At 74.0% G+C, this 12,650-nt stretch carries 12 protein-coding genes; 4 read left to right on the forward strand and 8 right to left on the reverse strand.

Annotated elements, in window-relative coordinates; translation table 11 throughout:
- Window positions 1-148: 148 nt before the first annotated feature.
- From AC07BF_RS19990 to AC07BF_RS20015, 6 genes are all read right to left on the reverse strand, one after another.
- Window positions 149-571 carry an SHOCT domain-containing protein gene (locus AC07BF_RS19990; protein WP_079135502.1) on the reverse strand — a complete coding sequence of 141 codons (423 nt, stop codon included), beginning with the start codon at window positions 569-571 and terminating at the stop codon, window positions 149-151.
- 111 nt (window positions 572-682) lie between these two features.
- Window positions 683-1,267 carry an NUDIX hydrolase gene (locus AC07BF_RS19995; RefSeq protein WP_363584021.1) on the reverse strand — a complete coding sequence of 195 codons (585 nt, stop codon included), beginning with the start codon at window positions 1,265-1,267 and terminating at the stop codon, window positions 683-685.
- Window positions 1,264-2,421 (reverse strand): type III polyketide synthase, encoded by a 1,158-nt coding sequence (locus tag AC07BF_RS20000; RefSeq protein WP_363619043.1) that lies wholly within the window; start codon window positions 2,419-2,421, stop codon window positions 1,264-1,266. Before AC07BF_RS20000 ends, AC07BF_RS19995 begins: the two co-directional genes overlap by 4 nt.
- A 126-nt stretch (window positions 2,422-2,547) precedes the next feature.
- Window positions 2,548-3,753, reverse strand: coding sequence for a cytochrome P450 (locus AC07BF_RS20005; protein WP_363619044.1), 1,206 nt, complete (start codon window positions 3,751-3,753; stop codon window positions 2,548-2,550).
- Window positions 3,754-3,921: 168 nt separating this feature from the next.
- A complete protein-coding gene (locus tag AC07BF_RS20010; protein ID WP_478333678.1) occupies window positions 3,922-4,656 on the reverse strand; it encodes a response regulator in 735 nt (244 codons plus the stop codon).
- Window positions 4,653-5,504, reverse strand: coding sequence for a sensor histidine kinase (locus tag AC07BF_RS20015; RefSeq protein WP_363584013.1), 852 nt, complete (start codon window positions 5,502-5,504; stop codon window positions 4,653-4,655). The genes AC07BF_RS20010 and AC07BF_RS20015 overlap by 4 nt, the downstream gene beginning before the upstream one ends.
- A 138-nt stretch (window positions 5,505-5,642) precedes the next feature.
- On the opposite strand from AC07BF_RS20015, the gene AC07BF_RS20020 reads away from it, so the two are divergent.
- The 3 genes from AC07BF_RS20020 (at window position 5,643) to hemC (ending at window position 9,757) form a co-directional block, all read left to right on the forward strand.
- On the forward strand, window positions 5,643-6,368 hold the full coding sequence (locus AC07BF_RS20020; protein ID WP_478333679.1) for an ABC transporter ATP-binding protein: 726 nt from the start codon (window positions 5,643-5,645) through the stop codon (window positions 6,366-6,368).
- Entirely contained in the window at window positions 6,365-8,674 is a 2,310-nt protein-coding gene (locus AC07BF_RS20025) for an ABC transporter permease (RefSeq protein ID WP_478333680.1), read from the forward strand. Before AC07BF_RS20020 ends, AC07BF_RS20025 begins: the two co-directional genes overlap by 4 nt.
- 147 nt (window positions 8,675-8,821) lie before the next feature.
- The gene (gene hemC / locus AC07BF_RS20030) at window positions 8,822-9,757 is read left to right on the forward strand and encodes a hydroxymethylbilane synthase (RefSeq protein WP_363584007.1); all 936 of its coding nucleotides are present in this window, start codon (window positions 8,822-8,824) and stop codon (window positions 9,755-9,757) included.
- Window positions 9,758-9,795: 38 nt separating this feature from the next.
- Here the strand turns inward: hemC and AC07BF_RS20035 are convergent, their stop codons facing one another.
- A complete protein-coding gene (locus AC07BF_RS20035; protein ID WP_478333681.1) occupies window positions 9,796-10,731 on the reverse strand; it encodes an LLM class flavin-dependent oxidoreductase in 936 nt (311 codons plus the stop codon).
- A gap of 282 nt (window positions 10,732-11,013) precedes the next feature.
- On the opposite strand from AC07BF_RS20035, the gene AC07BF_RS20040 reads away from it, so the two are divergent.
- A complete protein-coding gene (locus AC07BF_RS20040) occupies window positions 11,014-11,820 on the forward strand; it encodes a nucleotidyltransferase domain-containing protein (protein ID WP_363630209.1) in 807 nt (268 codons plus the stop codon).
- Between the two features lie 18 nt (window positions 11,821-11,838).
- Here the strand turns inward: AC07BF_RS20040 and AC07BF_RS20045 are convergent, their stop codons facing one another.
- Window positions 11,839-12,549: an AAC(3) family N-acetyltransferase gene (locus tag AC07BF_RS20045; RefSeq protein WP_478333702.1), complete on the reverse strand. Its 711-nt coding sequence runs from the start codon at window positions 12,547-12,549 to the stop codon at window positions 11,839-11,841.
- Window positions 12,550-12,650: the final 101 nt, after the last annotated feature.

The raw sequence follows: 12,650 nt of genomic DNA on the forward strand, positions 1-12,650 counted from the left end.
CGAAGCACTCGCACGTCTACGCACACACCGCAGCTCGTCATCCCGCCCCGCTTCACTATCCTCCCCCCCCCCCCCGCGTTCCCGGCCACCCCCCCCCCCCCCCCCCCCCCCCCCGGCCGCCGTGCGGGTCGGGCTGGGCTGGGCCGGGTCAGGCCAGGAGCTTGTCCTTGGCCTTCTGGTACTCCTCCTCGGAGATGGCGCCCTTCTCCTTCAGGTCCGCCAGTCTCGCCAGGTCGTCGACGTGGCTGCCGCCGCCCCCGGGTGTGCCGGTTCCGGCCGCCTCCCGGATGTAGGCCTTGACGGCGGCCTCGCTCTGCCGGACCTGGGCGGCGTCCCGCTCGCTCATCGACTTCCCGCGGGCGATCACGTAGGCCAGCACACCGATCAGCGGCAGCACGATCACCAGGAGCAGCCAGCCGGCCTTGGCCCAGCCGCCCAGGTCGTGGCTGCGGAAGATGTCCGTGATGATCTTGAACAGCAGGAAGAACCAGAGGATCCAGAGGAACAGCTCCAGCATCGTCCAGAAGATGTTGAGCACCGGGTAGTCCACGGCCAGCATGTTGGTGTCCATGGCCGAGTCATATCATCGCAAAACGGACAATGCTCTCTGCTGTTCGGCCGTTCCAGTGGCTTTCCGGCCCCGCGGGAATATCTCGGAGCGGGGGCTCGGAGGGGCGGGGGATCAGCCCCGCCCGGCCCGCCGCCGCAGCTCCACGGCCAGCCCGATCAGCTCGCCCCACCAGGCGTCGTGCCCGGCCAGCAGCAGCCGCTGCGCCTCGTCCGCCGACACTGCCCGCACCTCGACCACCTGCTCGCCGTCCGCCGGGTTGGTCGGCGTCGAGTCCACCGCGACCTCCGCCCAGCCCCACAGCCACGCCTTCTCCGGGTGCGGCTGCCACGGCCGGTACGGCGTCGGGTCCTCGGTGCGGCAGCGGTGCGCGCCGAGCCAGTCCGGCTCGCCGAGCAGCCGGGCGCCGGCCTCCTCGCGCAGCTCGCGCGCCAGGCAGGTGGCGATGCTCTCGTCCTGCTCCCGGGTGCCGCCGGGCAGGAACCAGTGGTCCCGGTCGTCCCGGCAGAGGACCACCTTGTCGTCCGCGAAGCCCACCAGGTGGATGTTGGTCACCAGCTCGTCCGGCGGCAGCACGGTGGAGAACAGCGCGTCGTACCGGCCCCAGGTCCAGTACTGCGGGGCGTGCAACGCGGGGAAGAGGGTGGCGAGTTCGGCGGATCTGTCGTCGGTGTCCGCCTGGTGCGTGGTGTCAGTCATTCGGTGATCGTAGTGCCGGCCGGGAAACGCCGGGGGGCGCTCGGATGGACGAGTGTGATGTCCGAGGTGGAGATGGCCCGCGGCCGGCGGCGGGCGGCCTCGACCGGCTCGCCGACCCAACTCCCCAGCGAGATCTCGGCGGTGATGCCCGGCCCGAAACCGGCGATCAGGCCGGTGGTGCCGTCGGCCACGCCGCCGTCGGCGAACAGCCGGGCGAGCGCGTCGAAGACGACGGCGCTGGCGATGTTGCCGCGCTCGGTCAGCGTCGCGCGGCTGTACCGGAAGGTGGCCGGCTCCAGGTTGAGGAAGTGGCAGAGGTCGTCGAGGATGCGCGGGCCGCCGGCGTGCACGATGTAGAAGCCCAACCCGGAGACGTCCCAGCCGTGTTCGACGGCCAGGCCGCGCAGCGCCGGGGCGAGCATCTCCATGGTGCCGGGCACCCGCTTGTCCAGCTGGAAGTGGAACCCGGTGTCCTTGACCCCGTAGGAGATCCAGTTCTCGGTGTCCGGGACGAGGTGCGAGCCGTTGCGCTCGACGTGCACGCCGGTGCCGCCGTGTCCGCGCATCACCACGGCGGCGACGGCGTCCCCGAACAGGCCGTTGGAGAGCAGTGAGCCGACGCCGAGGTCGGTCGGCTGGTAGCAGAGCGAGCAGAACTCGCAGGACACGATCAGCACGTTGGCGCCCGGGTAGGCGCGGCAGAAGTCGTGCGCGCGGTTGACGGCGGCGCCGCCGGCCGCGCAGCCGAGCTGGGCGATCGGCATCTGGCGGGTGTCGGAGCGGAAGCCCAGGGCGTTGATCAGCCAGGCGGTCAGCGACGGCATCATGAAGCCGGTGCAGGACACGTAGATGATCAGGTCGATGTCCCGGGCGCCCAACTCGGCGTACCCCAGCGCCCGTTCGACCACCTCGGGGACGCGGAGCTTGGCCTCCCGCTCGTAGACCGCGTTGCGGGCGGTGAAGCCCGGGTGGGTGAGGGTCTGCTCGATCGGCTGGACCAGGTGCCTGGTCCGCACCCCGGTGTTCTCGATCAGCCGCAGGGCGAGGCCGAGTTGCGGGTGGCCGGCGTGCAGGCTGCGGGCCAGGTCGAGGGTCTGGTCGAGGGTGATGACGTTCTCGGGTACGGCGACGGCAGGGCGGCAGAGTGTTGCCATGGTGCGGGTCTCCCCTGGGTGGCCTGGCCGGGCGGGCTGGCGAGCGGCCCGGGCAGGCGGCCTACGGATGCGTCGGACGGGCGCCGTGCGGTGCTCCGTGGCGGAGGCGGCGGCGCGGGGAGGAGGTCACCAGGCGAGCGGCAGGGTGCGGGGGTAGCGCCAGATCGACCCGGTGTGCCAGTCGAGTTCGGACGGCGGGACGGCGAGCCGCAGGCCGGGGAATCGCCGCAGCAGGGTGCCGATGGCGACCTGGAGCTCCATCCGGGCCAGGTGCGCGCCGAGGCAGTGGTGCTGGCCGTGGCCGAAGGCCATGTGGGTGGGGGCGCCGCGGTCGAGGTCGAGTTCGTCGGGGCGCTCGTACATCGCCGGGTCGCGGTTGGCGGTGAGGTAGGAGACGTGGACGGCCTCGCCGGCCCGGATCAGCACGCCGCCCAGCTCGACGTCCTCGGTGGCGACCCGGGCGATGCCGACGCCCTGGCGGAACGGGATGAAGCGCAGCAGCTCCTCCAGCCCGCGCGGCAGCAGTTCGGGCTGGGCGCGCAGCTTGGCGAGCTGTTCGGGGTGGGTGAGCAGGGTGTAGGTGATGTTGCTGAGCTGGTAGGTGCTGGTGTCGTGGCCGGTGACCAGCAGGACCATCGCCATGACGGCCAGCTCCTGGTCGTCCAGCAGTTCGTCGCCGTCGCGGGCGGTGGCGAGGGAGCTGATCAGGTCCTCGCCGGGGTGGGCGCGGCGGGCGGCGGTCAGCTCGGTGAAGTAGCCGCGCAGCGCGGCCTTGGCGGCTTCCTGGCCGGCCCGGCTGCCGGGGCCCATCGTCATCATGGCGACGGCGTGGCCGCGCAGTTCGGCGCGGTCCTGCTCGGGGATGTCCAGCAGCTCGCAGATGGTGGTGAGCGGGAGCCGGCTGGAGAGGAAGTGCACCAGGTCGGCGGGGGAGCCGTGTTCGGCCATCTCGTCGAGGTAGCCGTCGACGATCCGCTGGGTGGCCGGGCGCATCCGCTCGACCTGGCGGTTGGTGAAGCCCTGGGCGACGAGGCGGCGCAGCCGGTTGTGGGCCGGCGGGTCCATCAGGTTGATCGCCTCGGCCTGGGCGATCGGGGCGGGCGTCATCCGGGGCAGGTCGCGCCCGATGCCGGCGGCGCGGCTGAACCGCCGGTCGGTGGTGACGATCCGGACGTCCTCGTAGCGGGTGGCCAGCCAGGCCTCGCCCTCGCCGTGCGGCAGTCGGATCCTGGCGATCGGGGCCTCGGTGAGCAGCCGCTTGAGGAGCGGGTCGAACTCCAGGCCGTCGGTGTGGTTGAAGGGGCAGTCCCACACGGGGGCGGAGGTAGTCACGGGCCTGTCCAAATGTCTTGGAAATGCCGCCCGAACGGTCATTTCTCGTTCGGGCGCGGACAGAGAGATGTTCCCCCATGAACTGGCAAAAATGTGAATCAGACCGGGAGTTAGCTCTAACGAGTTAGATAGCTGATTGTCATGCGAATCAAGGGAGTTGACTGAGCATCAATCAGAACCTCCCCCCGGCGAGACCAACCCGGTCTCGTACGCGAGGACGACCGCCTGGGCCCGGTCGCGCAGGTCGAGCTTGGCGAAGATCCGGGCGACGTGCGTCTTCACCGTCGACTCGCTGAGCGTCAGTTCGGCCGCCAACTCGGTGTTGGACAGTCCGCGTCCGAGCAACGCCAGCACCTCCGCCTCGCGCGGGGTGAGCGGGGCGAGGTTTCGGTGCAGCGGCGGGCCGTCGGTGCCGGGGGCGGGACGCGGGGCGCCGGCCGCGAAGCGTTCGACCAGCCGCCGGGTGATCGAGGGGGCGAGCAGGGCGTCCCCGGTGTCCACCAGGCGCACGGCGGCGGCGAGATGGGCGGAGGTGACGTCCTTCAGCAGGAAGCCGCTGGCCCCGGCGGCGAGGGCGGCGTAGACGTAGTGGTCGAGGTCGAAGGTGGTCAGCATGATCACCCGGCAGCCGGGCGCCCGGGCGAGGATCCGGCGGGCGGCCTCCAGGCCGTCCATGCCGGGCATCCGGATGTCCAGCAGCGCGACGTCCGGCCGGTGCGCGACGGCGGCCGCCACCGCCTCGGCGCCGTCGGCGGCCTCGGCGACCACGTCGATGCCGCGCGCGGTGAGGATCATCCGGAAGCCGGTGCGGACGAGCTCCTGGTCGTCGGCGATCACCACCCGGGGGCGGCGCTCCCGCTCCGGCTGCTGCTCCGGCCCCCGCTGCACCTCGGCCCCGGTCACGGCCGGTCCAGCGGGATGCGGGCGCGGACCCGGTAGCCGCCGCCGAGCCGGCGCCGGGCGTCGAGGTCGCCGCCGTACACGGCGACGCGCTCGCGCAGGCCGAGCAGCCCGCGCCCGGCGCCGTCGGCCGGCCGGGCGGGCTGCGCGGGCGCGGCGTGGGCGCCCACCAGCACGCTCGGCCCGCTGTTGAGCACTTCCACCCGCAGGTAGTGGTCCGCGTAGCGCACCGTCACCTCGGCCGTCACCCCGTCCCCGTGTTTGAGCGCGTTGGTCAGCGCCTCCTGGATGATCCGGTACGCCGTCACGTCGACGCCGCCGGGCAGCGGTCTCGGCTCGCCCGAGATCCGCACCTCCACCGGCAGCCCGGCGAAGGCGAACCGGTCGATCAGCGGCCCGAGGCGGCTCAGGCTGGGCTGCGGCGCGAAACCGTCCGCCTCCTCCCCGGTGCCGTCGGCGGCCGGGGCGAGCAGTCCGAGCAGGTGCCGCAGCTCGGTCATCGCGTCGCGCCCGGCGGCCTCGACGGCTCCCATCGCCGCCGCCGCCTCCCCGGGCATGGTGGCGATCACCTCGCGCGCGGCCCCGGCCTGGACCACCATCAGACTCACGTTGTGGCTGACGATGTCGTGCAACTCGGCTGCGATGCGCGCCCGTTCGGCTTCCACGGCGGTACGGGCGGCGCTCTCCCGCTCCCGTTCCAGCAGCCAGCCGCGCTCGCCGATGGCCGCCCGGTGCAGCCGCCGCGCCCGGGCGAGCGCGACGCCCAGCCAGCCGGCCGCCGCGACCGCCGTACCCGCCACCGCCGCACTCGCCACCGCTACGGCGGCCCAGTTCGTCCCCGTTCCCCACACGCCGCCAGTTTCCCAGTCCAGGCCATGATCGACATCACCCGGGGGTGCCGCCCGCGTACATCCCGGGTACTACGGCCGCCCCGGCTACACCCCGGGTGGGACGCCGGGCCCGGGGGCCCGCGCCTACCGTCGTCCACCATGAGCAACGACCACGACGGGACCACCCCGCCGGACGACGCGCAGGCCGTCGTCGAGCTGACCGGGGTCCACAAGGAGTTCGGCGACGCCAAGGCGCTCGACGGCGTCGACCTGCGGATCCGGGCGGGCGAGGCGGTCGCCGTGATGGGCCCCTCCGGGTGCGGCAAGTCCACCCTGCTGAACATGGTCGCCGGGCTGGACCGGCCGACCTCCGGCACCGTCCGGGTGCACGGCCAGGACCTCGGGCGGCTGAACGAGACCGGCCTGGCCCTGTTCCGCCGCCGCCACATCGGCATGATCTTCCAGTTCTTCAACCTGATCGACGACCTGCCCGCCCTCGACAACGTCGCCCTGGCCGCCCAGCTGACCGGCACCGCGGCCCGCCAGGCGCGCCGCCGCGCCCTGGAACTGCTGGACGAACTCGGCGTCGCGCACCGCAAGGACACCTACCCGGCCGCACTCAGCGGCGGCGAGCGCCAGCGGGTCGCGGTGGCCCGGGCCCTGATGAACCGCCCGGCGCTGCTGCTCGCGGACGAGCCGACCGGCGCACTGGACAGCCGCTCCGGCGAGCAGGTGATGGACCTGCTGATCGACCTCAACCAGATCGGCCAGACCCTGCTGATCGTCACCCACGACCCCAACCTGGCCACCCGCTGCGCCAGCCGCCTGGTCGAGGTCGCGGACGGCAAGGTGGCGCGCGAGCGGGCCCTGGAGGCGTCCGCATGACCGGCGCCGTGTGGCGGGCGTCCCGGGCGGCCGTGAAGCGCCGCCGGGTGCAGACCTTCGTGATCGGCCTGGTCGTCTTCTGCTCCACCACGACCGTGCTGCTCGCCCTCGCGGTGATCAGCGCCGCCCGGGCCCCCTTCGACGACGCCTTCGCCGCCGAGCGCGGCGCCCACGTCGTCGCGGCCTTCGACCCGGACAGGGCCTCGGCGGAGCAACTGGCCGCCACCGCCCACCGGCCGGGCGTCGAGGCCGCCGCCGGGCCGTTCGACCAGGCCGTGGTGGAGATCCCCACCGACTGGGTCGGTCGCCCGCCGGGCCCGCTGACCCTGGTCGGCCGGGCCGATCCGGCCGGGCCGGTGGACCGGGTGCGGCTGCTCGGCGGCCGCTGGGCCACGGCGCCCGGCGAGGTGGTCATCCAGCAACCGGGCGGCGGCGCCGCGACGACGTTCCTCGGCACCTCGCTCACCACCGCCACCGGGCTGAAGCTCACCATCGTCGGCTTCGCCGGCAGCATGAGCCAGTCCGCCGGCGGCTGGGTCGTCCCCGAGCAGGCGGCCGCCCTGCACCCCACCGGCCGCCAGATGCTCTACCGCTTCGCCGACGCGGACACCGAGCAGCAGCTGACCGCCTCCCTCGGCGCGGCCACCGAGGGCCTGCCCGAGGACGCGCTCGCCAGCGCGCAGTCGTACCTGGTGCTCAAGCAGGCCTTCTCCGCCGGCGCCGACGCCTACCTCCCGCTGATGACGGTCTTCGGCGTGCTCGGCCTGGTCGTCGCCGCGCTGATCGTCGGCAACGTGGTGAGCGGCGCGGTGGTCTCCGGCTACCGGCACATCGGCGTGCTGAAGTCGATCGGCTTCACCCCGCGCCAGGTGGTCACGGTCTACCTGACCATGGTCTCGGTGCCCGCGGTCGCCGGCACGGTCCTCGGGACGGCGGCCGGCTGGGCGGGGGCGTACCCGATCCTCAAGACCGCCTTCAGCGGCATCTCGACCGGCACCGCCGTGATCGAGCCGGCCGGCTGGCTGCCCGCCGCCACCCTGGTCGGCGTCCCGCTGCTGGTCGTCGCCGCCGCGTTCGTCCCGGCCTCGCGCGCCCACCGGCTCTCCGCCGCCCAGGCGATCTCGGCCGGCAGCGCGCCGCGCACCGGGCGCGGGCTGAAGGTCCAGCGCCGGCTGAGCGGCACCCGGCTGCCGCGCGCCGTCAGCCTCGGCCTCGGCCAGCCCTTCGCCCGCCCGGGCCGGACGGCGCTGACCATGGCGGCGATCGTGCTCGGCGTGGTCACCGTGACGGTCACCACCGGCCTGAGCAGCACCCTGGCCAGGAGCATGGCCCCGGCCGACGACAAGACCCACGTCAACGTGCAGACCGGCCACTTCCAGAGCAACCCGACCGAGCCGCGGCTGACCCCGGCCCAGACCGAGGCGATGCTGCGCGCCACCCCCGGAGCCGCGCAGGTCGTCACCCGGGGGCTGGTCCGGGTGGGCGTGGTCGGCCACACCCAGCCCGTCTTCATGGACTTCTACGGCGGCGACGACATCGCGGCCACCAGGTGGCTGCGGGTGGTCAAGGGCCGCCCGGCGACCGGGCCGGACGAGGCCCAGGCCGGGCCGGCCTTCCTCGACCAGCGCGGGCTCAAGCTCGGCGACCGGATCACCCTGACCCTGGAGGGCCGACAGCTGGCCGTCACCATCGTCGGTGAGGAGATCCAGGGCAACGCGAACGCGATCACCTCCAACGACGCCACCCGGGCCGAGCTCACCCCCGACCCGCACACGGTCGAGTACGACGTGCGGCTCGCCGACGGCGCCGACACCGCGGCCTACCGGAAGGCGGTCACGGACGCCGACCCGAGCCTGACGCCCTCGGTGGTCACCGCGAGTTCGGTGGGGCCCGTCGTCGCGATCCAGACCTTCAGCACGGTCTTCACCGTCCTGTTGTCGGTGGTCGCCTCGCTCGGCGTCTTCAACACCCTGCTGCTCACCATCCGCGAGCGCCGCCGGGACATCGGCATGCTGAAGTCCATCGGCATGACGCCCCGCCAGGTCGTCGCGATGACGGTCACCTCGGTGGCCTGGCAGGGCGCGCTCAGCGGCGTCATCGGCATCCCGGTCGGAATCGTGGTGCACCGGCTGATCGCCGAGAACGTCCGGATCCTGGCCTTCCCGGAGCACATGATCGACGTGTGGGGCGCCCCGTTGCTCGCCGGGCTCGCACTGGCGGGCGTCGCGATCGCCGTCCTCGGCGCCCTCGTCCCGGCCCGCTCGGCGGCCCGGCTGCCGATCGCCGAGGTGCTGCACAACGAGTGAGCGGGGGCGGCGCGCGGTCGGCCCGCGGGCAGCGCACGGCCGGCCGGGCGGTTCGTCGCCCGGCCGTCCGGGTGCCGTCCGACGGGCCTTCGGCCGCATGGCTGACGCCGGGTCAAGGCCCGGCGGTCGAGCGCCTATCATCGCGCCATGGCCACCGCTGAGCTGATCCGCATCGTCTCCCGCTCCTCGCCCATGGCGCTCGCCCAGGTCGAGCGGGTCCGCGCCGAACTCGCCGCCCTGTACCCGGGCCTGCGCACCGAGGTGGTGCCGGTCACCACCTCCGGCGACCGCTGGATGGGCGACCTCGCCCGGCTCGGCGGCAAGGGCGCGTTCACCAAGGAGGTCGACGCCGCGCTGCTCGCCGGGGAGGCCGACGTCGCCGTGCACTGCCTCAAGGACGTGCCCGCCGACCGCCCGCTGCCCGCCGGCACCGTCTTCGCCGCCTACCTGCGCCGCGACGACATCCGCGACGCCCTCGTCCACCCCGGCGGCCTGACCCTCGCCGAACTGCCGCCCGGCACCCGGATCGGCACCTCCTCCGTTCGCCGGGTCGCCCAACTCGCCGCCTCCCACCCGCACCTGGTGTGCGTGCCGATCCGCGGCAACGCCAACAGCCGGCTGGCCAAGCTGGCAGCCGGGGAGGCCGACGCGCTGCTGCTCGCCGTCTCCGGGCTGGAGCGGATCGGCGAGCAGGCGCGGATCACCGAGATCCTGGACCTCGACGCGATGTGCCCGCCGATCGGCGCCGGCATCCTCGTCCTGCAGTGCCGCGAGGACGACGTCGTCACCGTCGACGCGGTCGCCGCGCTCGGCCACCGCGACACCTGGCGCGAGGCGGCGGCCGAGCGGATGTTCCTGCACGTCCTCCAGGGCCACTGCAACAGCCCGATCGCCGGCTACGCCAAGGCCGAACCGGACGGCCGGCTGTCGATGCGCGGCCGGGTCTTCAGCCCGGACGGCAAGCAGGTGCTGGACGCCCACGAGTGGGCCGGCGCGCTCAGCCCCGAGGACCTCGGCACCTCCACGGCGCTGGCACTCAAGCGGCAGGGCGCACAGGAGCTGATCGCGGGCATCCCGCACTGATCTCCGGCATCCCGCACTGATCGCCGGCTCTGCGACCGCTACCGGAACAGCAGTTCGGCGAAGCGGTCCACCTGGTCCACCTCGGGGGACCAGCAGTACAGCATCACCTCGTCCGCGCCGATGGCCGTGAAGCCGGCCACGGCGGTCCGGGTCGCCTCCGGCGTGGTGAGCAGGCCCTCCTCCATCCGGTCGGCACGGCCGCTGGACTCGTAGTACGCACGGATGTTGCGCCGGGCCTGCTCGACCGTCTCCGCCGAGCCGAGGACGGCGTTCGCCTGGGCGACCAGCCGGGGCCGGCCGTCGCGGCCGTGCCGCTGCCAGGACTTCTCGACGTCCTGGAACAGCCCGGCCATCGCCTCCGGCGGCACCCCCGCGCCGAGGAAGCCGTCCCCGAACCGGCCGACCCGGTCCAGCGCGGCCGGGGCGAAGCCGCCGAACAGCACCTCGGGGCCGCCCGGCGTCACTGGCGCGGGCCCGACCGGGCCGACCCCGTCGCCGAACGACTCACCGGCCCAGAGGCGGCGCAGCACCGCCATCCGCTCGTCCAGGAGCCGGCCCCGGCGGCGCGGGTCGATGCCGGCGGCCAGGAAGTCGTCCTCCCGGCCGCCGACGCCGAGGCCGAGCGTGAACCGCCCGCCGGAGAGCAGGTCCAGGGTGGCGGTCTGCTTGGCGAGCAGCGCGGGGACGTGGTGCGGCGCGAGCAGCACCTCGGTCTGCAGGCGGACGCGGGACGTGGCGCCGGCCAGGGCGGCCAGCGTCACCAGCGGCTCGGGGTTGTCGAACACCACCCGGTCCGCCAGGCCCAGCGTGCTGAACGGGCCGGCGTCGGCCCGCCGGGCCCACTCGAACAGCAGGACGGGGTCCTGGAGGGGCAGACCGAGGCCGATCTTGACGGCCTGCGGGGCGGCCTGCGGGGCGGCTTGCGGGGCGGGCTGCGAGGTGGGCTGCGAGGTGGTCTGAGGGTCGGGCTGCATGGGGATCATCCTCCGGAGGGCAGGCCGCATACGGGCGCCGCCCCTCCGCGGGCCCGCGCGCGGTGCGCGGCCCTGCTCCCCGTCCTGCGGCTCGTCGTTCCGGGGAGCGTGCTCGTCGGAGTGCGGCGACGGTGGCGCGAGGTGTTCCCTGGGTCCAACGCCGTTCCCCTCGCGTCCGTGCCTGGAATGATGCCCGGTAATCGCCGGAGAGTTGACGATTGGCCATGCCCGGCGTCCGAAATCGGCTCGCCCGGGGGGCGCGGGAACCGGCAGAGTACCCCCATGACGAGCGCGGGACTGGACGACGACGGCTTCATCGCACGGGAGGGCTCGTTGGGCCGGGTGCCCCGGGCGTTCGCACCCGTGGTCGTCGCCGCCCGCACGCTGATCGCCGAGGTCTTCGACCGACCCCGGCTGCACAGTGCCTACCTCTACGGCAGCATCCCGCGCGGCACCGCGATCCCCGAGGTCTCCGATCTCGATCTCCTGCTCGCGCTGAGGCAGGAGCCCTCCGCCGCCGACCGGGCTGATGCCGGTGCGCTCGAAGCCCGGCTCGATGCCTCCTTCCCGCAGGTCAACGGTGTCGGAATCCTCCTGTTCAGCGCCGACACGCTGCTGAGCGAGCTCGAACGTCACGATCTGGGCTGGTTCGTGGCCTGCCTGTGCACCCCTTTGCTCGGTGACGACCTCGCCGCCGGACTGCCCCGCTACCGCCCCACCTCCACGCTCGCCCGCGAGACCAACGGTGATCTCGCCCTTGCCCTCCCGCGCTGGCGCGAGCGGGCGGGCTCGGCCGGTACGCCCGCCGAGCGCCGGGCGCTCAGCCGCGCTGTCGCCCGCCGGATCGTGCGGACGGGCTTCACCCTGGTGATGCCGCGGTGGGGTGGTTGGACCAGCGATCTCACCGAGTCCGCCGGGGCGTTCGCCCGTTACTACCCGGAGCGCGCCGAGCAGATGCGTCTGGCGGCGACCGTGGCCCGTACGCCGACGGCGGACCCGACCGTCCTCAAGGTGCTCACCGAGGACCTCGGGCCGTGGCTGGCGGCCGAGTACACCGCCGTCCACGGGGAGAAGACGCCCCGGACCTGAAATCGGACACGTCCTGTCCTACGCCCGGTGCTTGGGCAGCCAGTGCTGCGCGTAGGCGACGGCGTCGCGGAGGCGGAAGAGGCGGGTGGTGGCGGCGCCGACCGTGGCGTGGCGGACGGCCTTCGGGCGGTCGGCCTCGAAGGCGGTGCCGAGTTCGGCGAAGTCGTCGGCGCAGATGGCCCGGTCGCGGACGGTGAGCCGTTGGCGGCCCTCGGGGGTGAGGGCGGCGAAGGAGATGTCCTCGCTCGGGCCCGGGACGCGGTATTCGGCGAGGTGGAAGCAGGTGCAGGAGCCGAAGTCGACGCCCAGCAGCAGGACGTGCGCGTCGCGGTCCTCCAGCCGGGCGAGCGGGCTGGACTCGCCGAGCAGGCAGTCGAGGGCGTGTCCGTCGGTGGTCTCGGCCGCGCCCGGGCCGAGGGCGGCGAAGGAGGTCTGCGGGTGGGCGCTGCGCCGGGCGCCGGGCCAGGTCCGGACGGTCTCGGGGATGGCGCCCATTCCCAGGGTGGGGCTCACCTGCGGGTCGTACGCGGGCCAGGACGCCCGGATGTCGGGCCACCAGGCCTCCGGCACCGGCGGGTTGGACCAGCCGGCGGGGTCGGAGTTGTCCCCGGTGTGGGTGGGGACGACGAGGGTGCCGGTCGGTCCGAGGGCGTCGAGCAGGGCCTGGACGACGGTGACCGGCCCGCCGGAGACCCAGCCGAGGGAGCGCAGCGAGGAGTGCACGAGCAGCGGGGGGGGGGGGGGGGGAGGGCGGGGGGGGGGGGGGGGGGGGGGGGAGGGGGGGGGGGGGGGGGGGGGGTGGGGTGGCTCCGTACGAACTTCTCGTCCGG

It is taken from the genome of Kitasatospora sp. NPDC043950 (assembly GCF_056435345.1).

Coding starts and splice junctions, on each gene's coding strand:
- AC07BF_RS19995 (WP_363584021.1), bottom strand. CDS start 1,267: ATGACTGACACCACGCACCAGGCGGACACCGACGACAGATCCGCCGAA.
- AC07BF_RS20020 (WP_478333679.1), top strand. CDS start 5,643: ATGAGCAACGACCACGACGGGACCACCCCGCCGGACGACGCGCAGGCC.
- AC07BF_RS20040 (WP_363630209.1), top strand. CDS start 11,014: ATGACGAGCGCGGGACTGGACGACGACGGCTTCATCGCACGGGAGGGC.
- AC07BF_RS20025 (WP_478333680.1), top strand. CDS start 6,365: ATGACCGGCGCCGTGTGGCGGGCGTCCCGGGCGGCCGTGAAGCGCCGC.
- AC07BF_RS20035 (WP_478333681.1), bottom strand. CDS start 10,731: ATGCAGCCCGACCCTCAGACCACCTCGCAGCCCACCTCGCAGCCCGCC.
- AC07BF_RS20000 (WP_363619043.1), bottom strand. CDS start 2,421: ATGGCAACACTCTGCCGCCCTGCCGTCGCCGTACCCGAGAACGTCATC.
- AC07BF_RS19990 (WP_079135502.1), bottom strand. CDS start 571: ATGGACACCAACATGCTGGCCGTGGACTACCCGGTGCTCAACATCTTC.
- hemC (WP_363584007.1), top strand. CDS start 8,822: ATGGCCACCGCTGAGCTGATCCGCATCGTCTCCCGCTCCTCGCCCATG.